The organism is Bacillus sp. FSL K6-1338, assembly GCF_038006965.1.
GTDB classification, from domain to species: domain Bacteria; phylum Bacillota; class Bacilli; order Bacillales; family Bacillaceae_G; genus Bacillus_A; species Bacillus_A thuringiensis_S.
Genome location: NZ_JBBOWI010000001.1, coordinates 1,893,369 through 1,913,073, shown reverse-complemented (window position 1 = coordinate 1,913,073; position 19,705 = coordinate 1,893,369). Strand labels below are relative to the sequence as shown.

Here is a 19,705-nt window from a genome sequence, read left to right as displayed (position 1 = left end):
TTTTTCCATTTTATCACTTTTTGACAATACTTGCCTCTTTTTAGAAAATTTTGTACTCGAGTTAAAAAAACACATTTAATGCATACGTAATCTCTCTTTCAATTGTTTTACATAACGGGATCTTATAAGTAAGAAGTATACAACTTGAATACCTATGAAAATACTTAATACAACTGTATTTTCTTTAAACAATGAGTACTCAAACATTTGCCCTAACGCCGTTAAGGCTACTGCCCCATGTAATGTTGCAACACCAATTGGAACGAAGAATAAAAGCGCCAATCGAATTGTAACTACCTTCGATAATTCCCCACTCGTCAATCCAACTTTTCGAATCATTTCGAACAAGCGAACATCATCCTCCAAATCGGAGAATAAACGGAAGTAAAGGAAACTTCCTGCGCAAACGAAAAATACTATACCAATAAAGAAACCTACAAATAAAATCGGTCCTGCAATTTGTAAACTTTGGTTTTGTTCGTACTCTTCCGCACTAAACGTTGAATGTTCTTGATGCGGTTTAATTTGATGCGTAAGCTCTTTACCAATTTCAATCTCATCTTTCATTCTTTCAGTTTTATACATATAATCTTTTGTCTCTATAAATCCATCTTGTAATGAATCATATTGATTATTAGAGATTACATAAACATTTCCTCTTAATATTTTCCCCAATGAAGATGAAGTAACTTTTTTCACCTTTAAATGTTCATTCATATTGGGTAAAGTAATTTCTTTTCTTTCTTTCATCGCCGGCCCTGGTATATTAGCTGACAAAAATACAACCTCTTTATTTGCTACAGTATTAAATGGTTCTCCTGTTAACTTTGCATATTCCTTATAGTCTGATTCTTTTATAAAAGTGGCGCTTCTTAACGACTGTTCCTCCGTTTTCTTTGTCGAAATATTAGTTTTTGAAGCTGCTATATTATGTTTCTTTAATCCTTTGTCAATCATTTGTATATGTTGTGATTCGTTACTATTCCCTTGCTTAGAATGGTAATGAAACGCAATTGGTCTCTCCATTATCCCTTTCGTCATGGATGCGAAGCCAACTAATGTCCCTATTGCTGAAAATGCTACAGTAGAAATAATGGTTACAATAAAGAACATTCTTGCGTTATCTCTCATGCGATACGCTAAATCTGATAACGTAATAATATTAGTCTGTGTCCAATAGAAACGTTTACTTTTTTTACATAATCGAATAATAAAGACACTCAGCTGCTTGTACAACAAATACGTCCCAATAGTAACTACCGTTGTAACAGGAATCATCATAATAAATACCATTGCGCCATGCGATAGAAGAGCTCCTACATAGCCAGCACTAAGCAACACTACTGCTAATATTGAAGAAATGATTGATGCTTTCGGTTCCGGTTTTGCCTCTGCTGATCCTCTAAACAACTTCATAATTTTATTTTTACGAATCATTCCTGCACTAAACAATGATATGATCATAAATAATATGAAAAACATAATACTCGTTACAACAATTGCTTTCATCGGTATGTAATAGGATAAGGAGATATCTAGTTTTAATATCATCGGGGCGGCAAATATTAATACCCCTGAAAATAACATACCTGAAAGAATACCAAAAATAATTGCCCCTATTCCAATCATAATATTTTCAAAAAAGATAAGACGCTTTAATTGATATTTCGTCATACCTAGCATCATTAAAATTCCTAGCTCACGCTTTCTCGTTTTTAAAAACATTCCCATCGAATATAAAATAAAGAAGAATGTAAATAAGTAAATAATAGACTGTGCAAAAGACATACTTACGAATACGTACTGCCCCAATTCTCCTGCACTTAATGCCGGATGAAACGCAAAAAATGAATACACAAAAAAGGCCATAATTGCAAATGCACTACTTAAAAAATAGGCTGAGTATGTCCGTCTATTTCGCGTTACATTCCGATATGCGAGTTCTCTAATGTTCATATTACTTCTCCGCCCTTCTTTCTACTAACTATGTTTTTATATTAGTAAAGTACGGAAATACCTTCCATCGATTCAAATGACAAAAACCTTACAGTTTTGAAAGGTTTAAAAAAATTGATTATGCGTAGTACTTTATTTATAATGACTACATTCATATTCATACACACATCCTATTGTATATTCGTTAGTTTTGCGAAATAATAAAGGATAGAAGTATGTACCAATATAATACATAATTTTTTTACCGCTTTAATATGAATAGGAGGAAAACATAATGACATTACAAGAACAGATTATGAAAGCATTACATGTTCAGCCTGTAATTGATCCAAAAGTTGAAATTCGTAAACGAGTTGATTTCTTAAAAGATTATGTAAAAAAAACAGGTGCAAAAGGATTTGTACTTGGGATTAGCGGCGGCCAAGACTCTACATTAGCAGGACGCTTAGCACAACTTGCAGTTGAAGAAATTCGTAACGAAGGTGGTAACGCAACGTTTATCGCTGTACGTCTTCCTTATAAAGTACAAAAGGATGAAGATGACGCACAATTAGCGTTACAATTTATTCAAGCTGATCAATCAACTGCATTTGATATCGCTTCAACCGTTGATGCTTTTTCAAATCAATACGAGAACTTATTAGGTGAATCATTAACTGATTTCAATAAAGGTAACGTGAAAGCTCGTATCCGTATGGTTACACAATATGCAATTGGTGGACAAAAAGGGCTACTTGTTATCGGAACAGATCACGCTGCAGAAGCTGTAACAGGGTTCTTTACAAAATTCGGAGATGGTGGTGCAGATTTATTACCATTAACGGGATTAACGAAGCGCCAGGGACGTGCATTATTACAAGAGTTAGGTGCAGACGAGCGACTGTACTTAAAAATGCCAACAGCTGATTTATTAGATGAAAAACCGGGTCAAGCTGATGAAACAGAGTTAGGTATTACTTATGATCAATTAGATGATTATTTAGAAGGTAAAGCAGTTCCAGCTGACGTTGCAGAGAAAATTGAAAAACGTTACACAGTAAGTGAGCATAAAAGACAAGTACCAGCGTCAATGTTTGATGATTGGTGGAAATAGAACATAAAAAAGAAGCTAATCTTTTAGCTTCTTTTTTTATGTTAGCGATATACCCCTACTCTTTTCTCCAATAAATCTTGCAAGCAATCTTCATGTTGTTTACAAAATAACGGTGGCATGTCGTCTAACGGGAAAAACTTCAAATCTAACGTTTCATCACCATCTACTTTTTTGTCGCCTCCAACTATTGAGCATGAAAAACACATCACAATTGACTGTGCCTTATCTCCATTTGGATATGATTGAAAATATTTTGTATACACTCCAATAAGCTCATTTATTTCTACATCATACCCGGTTTCTTCTTTTATTTCTCGAATCGCAGTTTCCGCAGCCGATTCTCCTATCTCCATTGCGCCACCTGGAAATCCCCAAGCGTTAAAGTCTCCTCTTTTTTGCAATAATACTTCTCCCTCTTTATTAAATACACAACCACCGGCAAAATTTAAGAAAACATAATCATGCCCTACTTTTTCACGTAATTCTTTTATATAGTTGGCCATTCTCTTTCCCCTTTTCATACTTCTATCGCTATTTCTTATCTTTTTCAAGCAACTCAATAATTCGATCTAGCTTCTGGTTCATATTAATTACATAGTGTTTCTTTGCAGCGCTGCTTTGTAATACTCTTCTAATAAACAAAGTAAATGATATGAAAAACAAAACGATAAGTCTGATTACTAAACAAGTATATATCAATGTAAATATATTACTTTCGAACAAGTTCATTCAGCATTCACATCTTCTCCTTTTTATTTTATCACATAATTAACAATTTTTTAAATTAAACAACAAATATAAAAAGAGCATCTTTTACAGATGCTCTTTCTCATTACTTAATACGTAAATGTAATTGTCGCTAATGAATAACCGGCCATTGCACTATATGGTGCTACTTGATAAGACACACGCTTTGCACCTTTTGGCCAATTTATTTCATTTAATACTTTCTTTATATCTTGCATCGCTCCATCCATGGACTGCTTATATCGTACTTCTACTTTTTCTGGTTTGGCTGCAAACTGTTGCTGTAACTTTTTCTTAAATTCATTATAATTTTCTGCTCCGTATTCCGCAGATAAGTATTGTAAATTTGTTTCTTTTAACATTTGCTCATATACGACAGTTTTTGAGCTACCAGCTTTTATTTTATTTGTTAATTCACCAAAATAACTTGTAGTTGCTGCTGGGTATTTACTACGATCCCAGTCGTGATCTTTACTTAACTGTTCGTCAGACATATTAAAATATGAGTAAGTTACACGCCCTGCTTTATCTGGTACTGGATCATCAAATGTAGTATCTAGGTGATACCATTTGTTTTCAATGTTTACTAAATTCCACGCGTGAGCTTGTCCGTTTCCTGTGCCTGTTACAATATGATTTTGAATACCTGCCTCTTTTAACAACTCATACGTTAATAGTGTATATCCTTGGCAAACGGCAGAACGATTCGCTAATGCTTCATATGCCGTATACGCTTGATAAGACGTATCATAAGACACATGCTTAACAACGTAATCGTGAATAGCTTTTACTTTCTCATGCTCATCCATCCCTGGTTTTACAATTGATCCAACAATTGCTTTCGCCTGAGCTTTTACATATTGAGTTTGTTCTTTTGATTCACGGTATTTTACTTGCAGTGTAAACGTATAGTCCCCTGGCATTCCTTTAATAGAATATCTAGTAGACGCTACATTATATTTTACATACTCATCAGCATCTACAATTTTATTAAACTCACCATACAATTGATCCATAATATTTCTAGCATTTCTATCTTTTGTTTTATATGTGATTGTAATATTTTCTTCTCGATTATCAATCTGTTTTTTTAATTCTTTTCTGAAATCATCTAATAACTTTACATCTGATTGTGCTGTCACTGTAGTCGGATTTGTAGCTGCATAAGATACAGATGACGCTTGTAAGCCTCCCATTACTATAGTTGAACAAAGTGCGGCAGCTGTCACATACTTACTTGTCTTTCCCATCTTGTCACTCCTTATATTCTATAACTATACGAAAAAGTATCGTATAGTTTCAGAGTATACAATACTTTTTCGTATAGGTCATATGAGATTATGCATATTAACTAATTCACATAAAAAGGTTGTTCTTTTAAAAAGAACAACCTTTTTTCATTAGCAAGTTTGTAATACGCAGCATGTATTTTCAAAACGTCGATTTTTCAAATCTTCATTACTAATGCAGAAATATAGCATTCCTAGTTCTCCCCAAACCATATTACAATTTTTATGATCTGAATCAATTTGGAATAAAAGAGTCATTTGCTGCGGGTCTACTCCCATATATTCTCCTGTCTCATATAACACTTCTTCTTGTACAGAGAATGGCTCACCAAACATTTGATGGTTATCGTAGTTATCCGGAATTAGCTCTTCAAGTAATTGCAAGAAATGATCTGAATCAGCCTCATCTTCAATGAAAAGTTCTGGTAATTTGTATGTCAGTTCAAAAGTAATTGCACACTGGTTATATTTCGCTTGTATTTGATTTTCTCTTCGTAATTGCTCTACAGGAATATCATAATAAAGTACATGCCCAGCTTCTGTTAGGTTCACATTTTCTTCAAAATAATTTTCAATGCAAAAGAAATACAGCATCCCCGTTTTAGGAAGATTGTGATCCATACCAACATTTTGTATATCACTTAAGTTAAATTGCGCGATAAATTGTAGTGGATTTCCTTTATGCTTTGGATATTCAAATAAAGCTGGTAAATCTGGAAATCCCCCCATTTTCGAACTACCTATCGCAACAGTTTCCTGCTGCTTTGGCACAACTTTTATACAAGGAAATATAGTATTAATAAGTTCCTCTTTCAAGTGTGTTAGTTCATATTTATCAATTAATACTTCAATTTTTTTATTCATAAATTCTCCTTACATTTACATACTTATTTGTATCTTAGTACAAAGATTATACTTCATTCTTTACAAAATCAACAAGCCTCCAAAAAACGGGCTTATCCTTCGTACGCGAACAAGTTTAAATAAGCATACTATACATTGTTCCTACAAACACGATAATTCTTTAGTTCTTCCAGTACATTTTCCCCTCGTTCATTTTTAAATATAAGGAGGAATTCCACATGGGTTACGGATATAGTTGCTGTGGTTACGGATACGGTGGTGGCGGCGGTTGTGGTTACGGAGGTTTCGCTTTATTAATCGTTTTATTTATCCTTCTAATCATCATCGGAGCTAGTTGTTGGGGCGGCTTTGTAGGCTGCTAGTAAACTTAAAAACTATTGCAAAAAAAGCACGTACAATACGTGCTTTTTTGCCATTTCCAAATCTTTTATTCGAAAGGAAGTATGTTTAATGAAGATTGATGGTGTTTTTGAAGGAGGCGGTGTGCGCGGTATTGCGCATGTTGGGGCAATTTGCGCGTTAGCCGAAAAAGGTTATGAATGGGAACGTGTAGCTGGTACATCGGCTGGTTCGATTATTGCAGCGCTCCTAGCGGCAGGATATTCTTGTTCAGAGTTAAAAACGATTATAACTGATATTGATTATAATAAATTTATGAAAAGAACTTTTATTGATAGAATTCCTTTTATCGGTAAGGGACTAAGTGCATGGACTACTCTAGGTATATACTCTAATGTATTTATAGAAGAATGGATTGAAGAATTACTTCGGAAAAAAGGTGTTCATTTATTTACTGATTTACCAGATCTAAACAAACTCAAAATCATCGCCTCTGATATTAGTAATGGTAAAATGGTTGTCTTTCCTGACGACTTACCAAACTACGGATTTTTAAATTATCGCTTCTCTATTGCTAAAGCGGTAAGAATGAGTAGTACAATCCCCTTCTTCTTTGAACCCGTAAAATGGAGAACTCCAAAATGGAAGCAGCCTTGTTATATGGTTGATGGAGGAATTCTAAGTAATTATCCAATTTGGATCTTCGATTCACCTACCGCTCCTCGCTGGCCGACTTTCGGATTTCATTTTGTAAAGGATGAAATTCAAGCTGACCCTGCTCGCTATAACGAGCCTATTTCCATGTTCAAAGGACTATTTAAAACAATGATGCAAGCCCATGATTTACGTCATTTAGATAAGGAATCAAAAGCAAGAACCATTACAATTCCAACAGGAACGATTACAAGTACTAATTTTGAACTGACAAAGGAAGAAAAAGAATGGCTTTACAATTCTGGTTATAACTCTGCTAATAAATTTTTACAAGCTTGGAACTTTAGGCAATATATTGATGAATATAGAAAAGGGAATCAAGACCGAAAGACAAATCGATTTTTCCGTCAACTTGACTCATAATATTATTACTTTGCATATAAATACGAGAACGTTTAACAACCTAATAGTAAATAAGCCTAGTAATTTCTTATATTACTAGGCTTATTTACTTCCTATATAATCTCGTACATTGTTTAAGGATACGTTAACCCTTCGGCTTCTTCTGCAGTAATAACTATGTAACGATTTCCCGTTCTTAATCCTAACAGTTCTGCTTTTTCAATCGCCTCTTGCTTCGTCTCCGCATAAGCAGCTAAGTATTTATGTCCACCAATCATTTGGCAAATTACATATTGTTTCATGACTTTCTCCTCTTACTTTTTCATTAGTTGTGCAAGTTTTTTTATACCTATTTCAATTTCTTCTAACGTTGCATATGAATATGATAGGCGCAAAAATTGATTTGCACTTCTATCATACAAAGTACCTGGGTTTAATAAAACCTTTTCTCGCAGAGCTTTATCAAATAAACTACGATATGAAATGGGTACTTTTATATGTACCCATATATAAAACCCACCTGTTGGTTCATGCCAAGTTGCTATTTCACGAAGATATTTATCTAACATTAGTAACATAAAATCTCTTCGTTTTTTCAATTCACTTCTTACAAATCGTAAATGCTCATCATATAGACCATTTGTAAACCACTCTGCTGCAATTTGCTGGGATATAGAGCTTGAACCATAATCTGTTTGCATTTTTATGTCTGACAATCTTTGAATTACTGGCTCGGGTCCAACAATCCATCCAATTCTTAAACCTGGACTAATTACTTTGGACATGCTTCCAATATGTAATACGATTCCATTTTTATCATAGGCTTTTAAAGGTTTTGAACAAGGTGCATCAAACCATAAGTCTTGATACACTGCGTCCTCTATAATAGGTAATCCAATTTCATTACATACTTCCATTATTTCTTTTCGCCTCTTAGTATCCATACTAAAATTCGTCGGATTATGAAAAGACGGAATTGTATATAAAATAGAGGCATTAAATTGCTTCTTATATTTCTCAATAAATAATGGATGTAAGCCACTCTCATCCATTGGGATTCCAATTAAACGTATTCCTGCTGATTGAAAAACATTAAGTGAATATAAATAAGATGGTTTCTCTAATAAGATTGATGCCCCTTTCGAAAGAAGCCCCATAGAAATAAGTTGCAGCGCTTGAATTGCTCCCGAAACAATTAATATAGAGTCAGGAGATACATATACACCATGCCCCTTTAAGTATTCGGAAATCTTTTCCCTTAAATAAAGATTTCCTTTCGGCTCTTCATACCCAAGCGTCACATTTGACTTTAAAAGCTTATTCATAATTTCTTTCATCTTTGTCTCAGGTAAGAGACTCGGCGCGAGCTCACCTGTTCCTAACCGAATTACATGTGGATAAAATTCAGCTTGATTAATCTCTTGAATAGCTGGGAGATTCGGATAATGAACTCCTGTTTCTACATAAGACTGCCAATTAGGCGGGGGTGCGTAAGTTGAAGCATTCTCATTATTATTTACAACAATTGTTCCTTTCCTGCCATTCCCTTCAATATATCCCTTCGCAACTAGTTCATCGAAAGCCATTACAATTGTGCTTCGATTCACACCAAATGTATGGGCCAAATCTCTTTGTGAAGGTAATTTTGTTCCAACGGTCCATTCTCCATTAACGATCCTTTCTTTTATATACGTTTCTATTTGTTTATACAGCGGCGTCGCTAGAGACATATTCGGTTTCCAAACGAATCTTTCCATCATATCACCTTATATTCTTTTTGGTTGGTAACCTCCCCAACCATATGGATGGATACAAATTTTCATTTCTTCTATACAATATACACTATCATAATGAATTAAAATAGGAGGTAATATGATGAGTGAAGCAATTATTCATGGTATCATTCTTGCATTTGGACTTATCATTCCATTAGGTGTACAAAATGTTTTTGTCTTTAACCAAGGTGCAAGCCAACCAAACATTTGGAGGGCAGCCCCTGTAGTATTAACTGCCTCTATATGTGATACGTTACTCATATTGATTGCGGTGCAAGGTGTCTCCCTTGTACTCCTTACTTTTTCTTGGCTAACTAACTCGTTATATATAATTGGATTTTTCTTTCTCCTATATATGGGCTTTGTTATTTGGAGAAGTAACCCTTCCAACGATGTAAAACAAGAAAAAAGTATGCCCTTAAAAAAGCAAATCCTTTTCGCAGCATCAGTCTCATTATTAAATCCACATGCAATTTTAGACACAATCGGTGTAATTGGAACAAATTCTATTCAATACATAGGAAGTGAAAAATGGGCTTTCACACTTGCAACTATTATCGTTTCTTGGATTTGGTTTATAAGCTTAGCTTTAGCGGGGAAATTTCTAAAAAGACTAGACTCAACCGGAAAGGCAATCTTATTATTAAATAAATTTTCTGGTCTCATCATATGGGGTGTCGCGCTTTATATGTTAAAACAAGTTATTTATTCTTAATGAACGTAAGAGAATTGCATGTTACTGAAAACATCATGCAATTCTCTTATAAATTATGAAGTAGGTTCCGGTTTCTGTTTTACCGTCTTTTCATCTTTTGCTGGTTTAATCCAAATGATTGCTATAACAGCACCAATGGCAGCAAAAATACTTGTCAAATAAAACACTTCATGGTCCGCCCCTTTCATAAAAAAAGAATATAAAGGTGGTCCAGCTGCTACACCGATAAATCGCATTGAACTATAAAATGACGTAACCGTTCCCCTTTGCTCCTTTTCAATTCCTTGTGTAATGAGGGCATCTAAACATGGGAGTGCCATACCAATTCCTATCCCCATAATAACAAGACAAAGAAGTAGTAAATAAATCCCTTTTATAAATAAAGGAATGATGACTGATGCAGCTGCCATTAAAAAACCAATATAAATACACTTCTTCATAACATTTTGATTATCTCCAATTTTTTTACCGGCCATATATGAACTAAGTGACAGTACAAGTAACGGGATAGCAAGCACACACCCTTTCCATATACCATGAATGTCATACTTTGATTCCAGTATAGTCGACAAATAAAAGAGAATTCCGAATAAAATAAGCATAATAATTGCACCTAATGCAAAAATGGCAATTAACCATCTTCCCTTTTCTCGAAACGTAGAGATAATAGATTGAATAAACTCTTTTAGTGGTGGTACTTCCCCTTCTTGTTTTTTTGCCTTTACTAATACCAGCAATAAAACAATTGATACGACACATAAAACTGGAATCGCCCAAAATGGTAAGAACCATACAATGGCAGCAAGAGCAGATCCTAAAATAGGGCTCAGCACTTTTCCAAATGTATTGGATGTCTCAATGATTCCCAAACCTGTACTAACTTGTTTTTCATCTTTGTATAAATCACCAACACACGGTATAACAACCGGCATTGCACCAGCAGCACCAATACCTTGAATCGCTCTACCCATTAGTATCCAAATGTAGGGATTATCAACTTTCCAAGATACCCAACCAGTTATCGCTCCTCCTATAGCCGCAATCAGCAAACTCGGAACCATTACCATCTTTCGTCCCCATCTATCTGATAAATAACCAGCAATCGGTATAAGTAAAATGGCTACGATAGAGTAAATTGTAATAATCATGGATACTTGAAACGATGAAATATGTAATTTCTTTTCAATTGTCGGCAAGATTGGAATAAGCATTGAATTCCCTAATGTCATGACAAGTGGAACTGATGCAAGCGCAATTAAACAACAGTTTTCTTTTTTTAACATGTTGATTTCGGAACCTTTCATCATATATTTCTTACCATATAATAGCCCTGCTGGAACATAATTTTCATTCCACCAGGGCTATTACATCTTTAATACTTCCCATTCACAACAAAAGAAATTGGGTAAAATATAGTATTACTTCTATTCTTTGAATTCTGTTCGCTATATATCCATACCAATTAATTGAAAAAAAAAGAAAGGAAGAATCCTTCCTTTCTCCTATAACCTTCTACATTTAGCGAGTATATCCGCCACCAAGCTGTTGTTCTGCCATCGCTACTAGGCGTTTTGTGATTTCACCGCCTACAGAACCGTTTGCACGTGAAGAAGTATCAGCTCCCAGTTGTACACCGAACTCTTGTGCAATTTCATACTTCATTTGATCTAAAGCCGCTTGTGCTCCATGTGATGCTAATTGATTAGAATTACGATTTCTAGCCATTACCAATCACCTCCTTATTTATATATAAATTGTGTAAAATTCAAATTAAAATACATGGAAATTTTTGGTTATTATTTCACGATAAAAAAAGAGCCTCTAAACGAGACTCTCACATCATTTCACATTATGAAGTTACTACTTCTAAATTTCTACTTATTAATACTTTCATTTCTTCTTTTAATATCTCCTTTGAGTTATGTCCAAACCATTCTAAGGAAGCAAAAAGATTCGTATCCCTCACTTCCTGAATAATCTCATCATAATTTACAATACCTTCAAATAACGGAACCATACCAATACGACTTCCTGCTGCAGCATATACATTATTAGGTTCAAACACATGCAAATAATTCGCTGAAGATATATTCTTAAAATGGTAATGTAATGTCCACGGCTTTAATTGATGGAAACTGTCTATTGGATCTGCGCCAGACTCCCATATATGAAGAAAATCAAGATTTATTTTTAAATTCGGATGATTTACTTCTTCTAATAGTTCTATAGTAGCAGGCAATGTGTCCGTTAGTGTATTGGGATGTGTTTCTAACAGCACATACATATTGTGCTGAGCAAACACATCACAAATCTTATGTATTCGCTTCACATACTCTTTTCTCTCTTGTTCCGAGAAGTCCTCGCTCCCTTTTTGCCCAGCAAACGTGCGAATTTTATTCGTATTAAACCAATTAGCTAGTACTACAAGTTGTTCACTTTTCTCTATCGTTTTTTCAAAATCTGCTGATAATGATATATCTAAGTAATCACTTATCATCGTAATTTCTAAGTTTTTATCCTTTAGAAAATTCAATTCTCGTTCTGTCGTTTCACGTTCTTGCATGTACAAATTTTGTGCATGCGTCCCCCATAATTCAATTCCTTCAAAACCGTTTTCATATGCAAATTGAACAATGTCAGTAAATGAAATTAATTGATGACGAAATGAAATGGTACATAGCGAATATTTCATAGCATTAAACTCCCCTATCTTAAATTCAGTTAGCTTATTAAAGAGTTACGACAGACTGATTTGTTTTCATACCTTTCCATGATAGAAACTGTCTCTCTAATTCCTTCTTAATTTGCAGTTCAATTGCATTCATTTCATCCAGTTTTTCAATAATCGATACTAGCATACCTTTATTATTCGTCATTGCCATTTTAATTGCACGATACTGTACATTTGTAAATCCTTGTACAATATCCTCTACCCGATCACACCAATAATCAAATTCTTGCTCCGAATATTGCAACGTTTCACGGAAGTATGCAAAGGCATGCTCATAACTATATTTACGAATTGCAAGTACTGGTATTTGTTTTACTGCTGCTACAAGTCCAGAAAGCGTATACCCTTCTTCCTCATTTGCCATTTTTACAATTACATTTTTTAGTTCCATAGTCAGTTCATTGTCGTTCTTTTTGAATGTTTCTGTGAAATAACTAGCTACTGTTTCTTGCGTTGGCTCCCCAATTCTTTCTATATCAATGAAATACCCTCCACCAAATGGGTTATCTTGAACAGAGTGAAGTACTTTTTCTCTTTCCATATTCCCTTCCCAACGAAAATCAGGATCTAGCATGAACCACTCTTCTTCTTTCTCTGTTTTTGATATCATTAAATAATGCGGAAACGGTTTTTGATGAAATTTATTTTCCCTCTCTGGCAATAAAGACATATCAACCATTACAATGATATAACGATTTTCCGGCTTGTTTTCTACTAATTCTAAAAACATTTCTACATTGCTATCTTTATCTTTTGCATGATCATACCATTCGTTTACTTTAATACCGTACAATTTTTCAAACCAAAGTAAATAATGATCATGGTTAATGTTTTCAGAGTGATATGAAATAATTCCGCCTTCTGTTATATCAAAATCTCCATCCCATAGTCCAAAATAAAATGGACGAAAATCAATGTCGCTACGCCTTTTTATAATTTCACAAAAACAACTCACTAAACAGTGCACTTTAATTGAAGTCATACTCTCATCCACTTTCCTAAAGGTTAGTTATTCACATTTACTTCCTGTAACGGCTGTAACTCCTCCATAAAATCAAGCAAAGATCCTACAGTAAGAAATGCTTTTGGATCTACCTCATCCTCTGGAACGCATAGCTTTAAATCCATTTCTATGTATACAATAAGCTGTAACATCATTACCGAATCTATATATAAATCTTGATTTAAGCGCATCGTTTCTTCTAAATGCGTTACATTTTTCAGTTCCATTTTTTCTATCATAATTTTTAACACGGCATTCTTTAACGCTTCCCGTCTCATGTTGTAACCTCTCCCATCTCTAGTAACTTTCTACTTACTTTTCCCGTTTTATTTTTAGGAATTTCATTTACACTTTCAATTTCATGCGGAACTTTATAAGAAGGTAAGTGCTGAATACACCATTCTCTTATTTGCACTGGATCAACATGAGAGATCACTTTCGCTTTAACTATTTCGCCCATCACAGGATGTTTCCCTCGATATACAATTGCCTCTTGAACACCTTCCAATCGAAGCATTGTTTCTTCTACCTCTATAGGAAAGACTTTTAATCCTGAAACGTTAATTACATCATCCATACGCCCCATAAAATGAATGCCACGCTCAGATTTATACCCTAAATCTTTCGTGAAAATTTCCTTATCGTTCATTTTCACGACGATTTCTTCCGGTGCATTTTCATCTGAACCTATGCTTATACTCGCATGAGGTAGAGGGTTCCCTAAATCTAAATGGCTTGTCATATCATGACATATACTAATACAACCTGCTTCAGAACAACCATATTGCTGCATCATAAATGTTGTCATTTCTTTTAGTTTATAAAATAGTGCTTCTGGCAAAGGCGATCCGGATGTCATAATTTTATGAAACCGAAACGTTCCTAATGGAAAACTCCCCATAATGTGTAACATAAGTGGCACTGCATATATGATATGTTTTTCTGTATTACGAACTATATTTAATGCGAATTTAGGATTTTTGTTCGTAATGATTACAGGCTTGCTCCCCCTCTTAATTGCTGATAACGTACCACATATTAGTCCGTATGAATGTGAAACAGGAGCCATAACGATTGGCACTTCATCTACTCCACAGTTTAAAGCTTCATTATAAGCGGTAATTTCCGTATCAACTTCTGTCCATGCTCTACGAATCAATTTCGGTTCCCCTGTAGTTCCAGAACTATATTGCAATAAAGAAGGCTCTTCTAGTAAAAAGTTCCCTACTTCTAATTTTGTAAAATCCCCATATTCTCCATATAAAATTCCTACACAATTTGCACGCTTTGCCATTTCAATAGCTGTTTCTTTTGGCGTATCTTCATGTATAAGTAATACTGATGATTTCTTTTCTTTTAAGAAAAACACAAGCGTAATAATATCGAATGGATCTTTCAGACAAAGTGCAAATCTATTTCCTTCTGCTTTTTGAAATTGTTCCATTTCCGCATAAACTTGTAATCTCAATTCAAAATCACTTTTGCTATACTCTTGTTTATTAACGATTAGCATAATTTCCCCCTGTAACAACTGATTTTTGTTTCATAAGTTGTCTTACTCTATACAATGGATTTGGAACTTCATGAACAAGCGATTCCACATCCATATATAATCGACGTTTCGTTAATTGTTCAGCATAGAATGTAGGTGCATATAATTGAATATTTTCAAATCTACCTTTCAAATGTGGATATATTCTTAAATGATTTTCAATTTCTTCAACAACCATTATCCAAAAACGTTCTTCTTTCAATCCATATTCATCCGCAAGTACGAACGCTAATTCTCCTAAATTAAACAGGAAAAGTGCATCTAATACCATCTCTTGCAAACATTCGATGCGATCCATTTCAAAGAAATCATTCATTTTTCCATTCGCATATGTTCTATGCATTTTAGTAAAGTCGGGACATTTATCAACTTCTTTCAAATATGGACGATAAAACTCAAGCCCTTCATGAAAATCCTTTAACGCAATACGAACAGGCACCCCTTCTTTATGGACTAGAATCATATTTTGTCCATGTGATTCCAGTGCGATGCCATGCTCTACAACAAGATGTATAACTGGTATTATCGCTTTTTGAATAAGTAATTGTAGCCAATCCTTCATTCCATATTTGTTCAACCATGCATCAATAATTGGTGTACCATCTTTCTCTTTAGCGTATAAACCATTAAAAGGAATTGCGTCCTCTTGTGCATCTAAATACTTGTGAACGCTTTCGCGCCAAATACATCCTAATGAACCATATATAGCTTTCTTATTCGTGTCATACGTTACACTGGAAAACTCCTTTAACAAGATTAAACGTGCTTCATCGCTTAAATAGGCGTCATTACTTACAACATCACTTAACCAATTTGATATTGCTGGTGCACTCACAACAGAATACGGTTTCAACGTACGGAGTGTTGAAGTGTTGAGTAAATTCATCGATAATTTAACGTACGGTTTCTTTGGATTCGTAATATTTCTTACCGTTCTCATTGACTGTTGTGCGCAATACTCATCCTCTGATGTTCCTAAATAAATAATAAATTTACCCTGTATATGATCCGCATAATTTGAAATGATGAAATTCTCCCACTGCCAAGGATGAACAGGTATAAACACGTACTGTTTTGGATTACATCCCCGATTACAAATTCGCTCCATAAACTCTTCTAATTTACGCTCACCAATCTCCTCTATTAAAATTTCGTCATAAATTACTTCATTCTCATACCCTACACTGGAGTATTTTTTATGCGCTGCAATCCATATGAGTTTTATTGGCTGCATAAATTCATATCCATATTGAAAATTGTCACGATATTGAAATCCAATACGAGCTTTATAACTAGGGTGATATGGATGGCCGTCTATTAAATGGCTTTCAAACTCATCGTAAGATTTTTGATTGTATTCTTTCTTATTATTTCTTTCATATTGTGCAATCGTGTCTTTAAATATTGTTTGTTCTAATTCGTGCATAAAAGAATCTAATTTGGCTTGTTCTACACTAGCAACTCGAAAAACTTCTTCTAGAAATTGCGAGACAGATTGTATTTCTTGCTGTTCATCTTGGACTCTTACTATTAATGAGTCTAAAGAAATACGTCCAAATGTCATCCGTTCCCTGCCATAGCATTTGTACGTGACACTTTTGTCTTCTTCATCAAGTCCTTGTATTATAAAAAGAATTTGTTCTTCTTTTTCTATGCGAACCGGTGTAATAATCCCCTCATAAATTAACGATTCTACTAATTGACGTAGCACTCTTCTTCGTACTGAAATGTAATCTTCTGATTCGAGCGCCTTCAATACTTTCGTATGATACATGTCCACTCTCATAAAACCCTCCACCTCATGACAAAATACCATTATTTGTATTACGTGAAATTTTAACGCTATTTATGAACGAACAGCCACTTCTCTAACGAGCGGATTATGTACTTGCACATAAATTGCTTGCTCTAATGGATTACTTAACTCATCGACATCGAAAAATCTCGTTAGTAAATTTGCTTTACACGCTAACTTATCTTCGTCCAATAATTCTCTTAAAAATGTTGAAGGTTCCCGGTTATACGGAAGGAATGATTCAAGTACAGACCTTAATTCCGAGAGAAGAATTTCCTCCTTAATTAATCCTGCTGTGCCAAAACCATTAATGAGGCCAAACATATGATTGAAAATTAAGTAGTAACGAAATCTCTCATCCACAATATAGTCGTCATATAAATTTCCAGTACGTTCTCCAATACCAGCTAATTCATTATTAAGCATCTCTTTCATTGAATTACAGAAATAAAATCCTTGATTATCACGGAAATAATATTTGACCGGATAACCATCTTTTAGCTGAACAACGCTATTTTGCTGATGAGCTTCTAATGCAACACCATACTGTAAATACATCCATACCATTGGCTTTAAAGAAATATTCATATATCTTCTAAACCACTCTAAGCTTACTTCTTCACAGCTTTTACTTTCTAAATCTGCTAGGCGGTGAATAATATTCGATAACCGCGTACGCTCCCCAGGTATAGCATCTTGAACTAGCCCAGCAATTAATGTTGCGTCGTTTGCATGTTCACTATAAAAAGGGTTCTCGCGAATAATGACTTCAAATCCAGATTCTTGTGTTCCATAATTTAATGTAATATAAGCTGGATCACAAATAAAATCAAAGCCTGGAAATCTTTCTCGTACTTCACCAATAGCCGTATTTAACATTTCCTTCCCTTCAAGACCACTCTCAAGTTCTTTCAGTTTATTAATACGCATTGAATTCGTTACTTTCACCGGAAATGAAAACTTAAGCATATACTTCGAATCGGGATGATACAGCGTCCTTAGTGATGATGTTGCCATAAAATACTTACCTACAGGTCCAATATACTCAAGCAATTCTTGAACTATCCAATCCTGTACGTAAGCTTGATGCAAGAGCCATTCTGCCTGAAGCGGATGAATTGGAATTAATGCATATTGATCTTCCTTACAGTACTTCGCTATAAATTCCTTACTAACCATCTCATCATTACTTAATTCTTCTTTTATAATCGTTGTTGTAGAAGCTGATAATAATGATTTTTCATTTACTATACTTTTATGTGCCCGAAAATAATGAAGCTGACATTCTCCTTTTAATTCTGGAGAATACATTTCACTTTTCCAATCCAATATCCCCTGTCTACTCTTTGGTGTAGGATGAGTTAAATGCCCAAATAATAAAGACTGCTCCGCTTCTATAAAAGTTGTATTGAAACCGTATAATGCGGATGTATCTTCTATTCTCTCTTTTATAAATTCCTCAATATTTTGACAACTACGAATGACTCGAAGCATAAGTTCCGCAGGATTCGTTCCTTCTCCGTAGTTGATAGACATCTCTTTTATTAAAAATGTAATAACTGTAACGTAATCTGCTTTAATAACAGAATTACTATCTCCAATTTGATAATAAAATTTTTCTCCAAACAAATGGCGATCTGTTGATGATTTATATATAACTTCTCCATACAAAGTAACGTTCTGTGCCGATAGCCGACAACATAAATATGTGGGGACTGTATCTCTATTCAACGTATTACTGAAGATACTCTTCATTCTTTCATCCTCTGTAATCCATTCTCCACTCCCTGTTTCTCTTAAATAACAGTTTAAAAAGCTTTGTAATGTTGCATGTTCTGCGATTTGTTTCGCATGCTGCATGTTGGTCCTCCTCTTTATATTAAAGCTATCGAAATTTTATATAATAAACGATAATTGAATGTCGTTATCAATTATGATTCTAATTGATAATGATATTCAATTCAAGAGTATATTTCAGAATTTTTTTATCAAATAAAATTTTTCTTTTTTTCTTTCTTTTCTTTAATCTAGTTAAAAGTACACTAGAAAAATTCTTGTTTTCAAACTAATTACCTACTTTTATTAATCCATTTTTTGATGGATTAATAAAAAGGTACACCAAATGAGGTATACCTTTCCCTATGATATGTTTACATAATACTATTATATGCATCAATCTATATAGCTGTTTGTTTTTGTAACAAATTCAAATCTCTCCAACAATACGCTGTTTCTTCTACCTTTACTCTCTCTAAAAATTTCGTATCAATTTTTTCAGGGTTGAATTTTTCATAAAACTTTTTAGAAGGATTATTCGTAACGACCCAAACTAAAAGAGATTGCATATCATTCTTTACACATTCTGATAGTAACGCTTGAAATAACTTTTGGCCTATTTTCAATCCTTGATACTGTTGTAAAAGATAGATTGCATATAATTCCCCATCACAATTATATGCACCGCTTCTTTCAACTCCCCCATCAATAAATCCGACTATCGTTCCATTTAACGTCTCTGCTACAAATCTATATTGGCATGTATCTTCTTGTTGAAAAATGTTTTCCCATTGTTTTTCTCGTTGCTCATATGTTATATTTTCTAAAAATTCGTCAGCAAATATACCTTTATACGTTGTTTTCCAGCTATCAACATGCACCTTTGCTATACCTCGTATATCATCTTTTATAGCTCTTCTAATATGTATTTCCATCATTTCTCCCCCTTGTTATTCATCATTATATCAATTTATTTCCTTAAAAATCCAAATAAAAAAGAGTGAATTCACTTCA

Annotated in this window: 20 protein-coding genes; 4 read left to right on the top strand and 16 right to left on the bottom strand. The window is 34.2% G+C overall.

Annotated features, from left to right (window positions below):
• Positions 1-75: 75 nt before the first annotated feature.
• A complete protein-coding gene (locus tag NZ044_RS09940; protein WP_001025981.1) occupies positions 76-1,956 on the bottom strand; it encodes an ABC transporter permease in 1,881 nt (626 codons plus the stop codon).
• A 274-nt stretch (positions 1,957-2,230) separates the two neighbouring features.
• Between NZ044_RS09940 and nadE the strand changes: the two genes are divergently transcribed.
• Positions 2,231-3,049: an ammonia-dependent NAD(+) synthetase gene (gene nadE / locus NZ044_RS09935; RefSeq protein WP_000174897.1), complete on the top strand. Its 819-nt coding sequence runs from the start codon at positions 2,231-2,233 to the stop codon at positions 3,047-3,049.
• A 41-nt stretch (positions 3,050-3,090) separates the two neighbouring features.
• Here the strand turns inward: nadE and NZ044_RS09930 are convergent, their stop codons facing one another.
• The 4 genes from NZ044_RS09930 to NZ044_RS09915 form a co-directional block, all read right to left on the bottom strand.
• On the bottom strand, positions 3,091-3,552 hold the full coding sequence (locus NZ044_RS09930; RefSeq protein WP_000024996.1) for an NUDIX hydrolase: 462 nt from the start codon (positions 3,550-3,552) through the stop codon (positions 3,091-3,093).
• 28 nt (positions 3,553-3,580) lie between these two features.
• Positions 3,581-3,778, bottom strand: a complete 198-nt coding sequence (locus NZ044_RS09925; protein WP_014894789.1) for a DUF4083 domain-containing protein — start codon at positions 3,776-3,778, stop codon at positions 3,581-3,583.
• A gap of 107 nt (positions 3,779-3,885) precedes the next feature.
• Positions 3,886-5,046, bottom strand: coding sequence for a transglutaminase domain-containing protein (locus NZ044_RS09920; RefSeq protein WP_000520849.1), 1,161 nt, complete (start codon positions 5,044-5,046; stop codon positions 3,886-3,888).
• Between the two features lie 150 nt (positions 5,047-5,196).
• A complete protein-coding gene (locus tag NZ044_RS09915; RefSeq protein WP_001034828.1) occupies positions 5,197-5,949 on the bottom strand; it encodes a YwqG family protein in 753 nt (250 codons plus the stop codon).
• Positions 5,950-6,167: 218 nt separating this feature from the next.
• Between NZ044_RS09915 and NZ044_RS09910 the strand changes: the two genes are divergently transcribed.
• Together NZ044_RS09910 and NZ044_RS09905 are read left to right on the top strand one after the other, a co-directional pair.
• Positions 6,168-6,311 (top strand): YjcZ family sporulation protein, encoded by a 144-nt coding sequence (locus tag NZ044_RS09910; protein WP_000540420.1) that lies wholly within the window; start codon positions 6,168-6,170, stop codon positions 6,309-6,311.
• Between the two features lie 88 nt (positions 6,312-6,399).
• Positions 6,400-7,365 (top strand): patatin-like phospholipase family protein, encoded by a 966-nt coding sequence (locus NZ044_RS09905; RefSeq protein ID WP_000686798.1) that lies wholly within the window; start codon positions 6,400-6,402, stop codon positions 7,363-7,365.
• A gap of 113 nt (positions 7,366-7,478) precedes the next feature.
• On the opposite strand, the gene NZ044_RS09900 is transcribed toward NZ044_RS09905, so the two are convergent.
• Together NZ044_RS09900 and NZ044_RS09895 are read right to left on the bottom strand one after the other, a co-directional pair.
• Positions 7,479-7,646, bottom strand: a complete 168-nt coding sequence (locus NZ044_RS09900) for a DUF3933 family protein (RefSeq protein WP_000816388.1) — start codon at positions 7,644-7,646, stop codon at positions 7,479-7,481.
• Positions 7,647-7,658: 12 nt separating this feature from the next.
• Entirely contained in the window at positions 7,659-9,101 is a 1,443-nt protein-coding gene (locus NZ044_RS09895; RefSeq protein ID WP_002083275.1) for an aminotransferase-like domain-containing protein, read from the bottom strand.
• Positions 9,102-9,219: 118 nt separating this feature from the next.
• On the opposite strand from NZ044_RS09895, the gene NZ044_RS09890 reads away from it, so the two are divergent.
• Positions 9,220-9,834, top strand: a complete 615-nt coding sequence (locus NZ044_RS09890; protein ID WP_001287302.1) for a LysE/ArgO family amino acid transporter — start codon at positions 9,220-9,222, stop codon at positions 9,832-9,834.
• A gap of 53 nt (positions 9,835-9,887) precedes the next feature.
• Here the strand turns inward: NZ044_RS09890 and NZ044_RS09885 are convergent, their stop codons facing one another.
• The 9 genes from NZ044_RS09885 to NZ044_RS09845 form a co-directional block, all read right to left on the bottom strand.
• Positions 9,888-11,117: an MFS transporter gene (locus NZ044_RS09885; protein ID WP_002083274.1), complete on the bottom strand. Its 1,230-nt coding sequence runs from the start codon at positions 11,115-11,117 to the stop codon at positions 9,888-9,890.
• A 235-nt stretch (positions 11,118-11,352) separates the two neighbouring features.
• Entirely contained in the window at positions 11,353-11,559 is a 207-nt protein-coding gene (locus NZ044_RS09880; protein ID WP_000113545.1) for an alpha/beta-type small acid-soluble spore protein, read from the bottom strand.
• A 124-nt stretch (positions 11,560-11,683) separates the two neighbouring features.
• Positions 11,684-12,526, bottom strand: a complete 843-nt coding sequence (locus NZ044_RS09875; protein ID WP_000877678.1) for a sugar phosphate isomerase/epimerase family protein — start codon at positions 12,524-12,526, stop codon at positions 11,684-11,686.
• A 37-nt stretch (positions 12,527-12,563) separates the two neighbouring features.
• Entirely contained in the window at positions 12,564-13,547 is a 984-nt protein-coding gene (locus NZ044_RS09870) for a DUF6005 family protein (RefSeq protein ID WP_000200700.1), read from the bottom strand.
• Positions 13,548-13,570: 23 nt separating this feature from the next.
• Positions 13,571-13,846 carry a petrobactin biosynthesis protein AsbD gene (asbD, locus tag NZ044_RS09865; protein ID WP_001250559.1) on the bottom strand — a complete coding sequence of 92 codons (276 nt, stop codon included), beginning with the start codon at positions 13,844-13,846 and terminating at the stop codon, positions 13,571-13,573.
• The gene (locus NZ044_RS09860) at positions 13,843-15,081 is read right to left on the bottom strand and encodes an AMP-binding protein (RefSeq protein ID WP_000909565.1); all 1,239 of its coding nucleotides are present in this window, start codon (positions 15,079-15,081) and stop codon (positions 13,843-13,845) included. Before NZ044_RS09860 ends, asbD begins: the two co-directional genes overlap by 4 nt.
• Entirely contained in the window at positions 15,068-16,906 is a 1,839-nt protein-coding gene (locus NZ044_RS09855; RefSeq protein WP_001261817.1) for an IucA/IucC family protein, read from the bottom strand. The genes NZ044_RS09860 and NZ044_RS09855 overlap by 14 nt, the downstream gene beginning before the upstream one ends.
• Before the next feature lie 60 nt (positions 16,907-16,966).
• Positions 16,967-18,775 (bottom strand): IucA/IucC family protein, encoded by a 1,809-nt coding sequence (locus tag NZ044_RS09850; protein ID WP_074789653.1) that lies wholly within the window; start codon positions 18,773-18,775, stop codon positions 16,967-16,969.
• 317 nt (positions 18,776-19,092) lie between these two features.
• A complete protein-coding gene (locus tag NZ044_RS09845; RefSeq protein WP_000402427.1) occupies positions 19,093-19,626 on the bottom strand; it encodes a GNAT family N-acetyltransferase in 534 nt (177 codons plus the stop codon).
• Between the last annotated feature and the right edge of the window lie 79 nt (positions 19,627-19,705).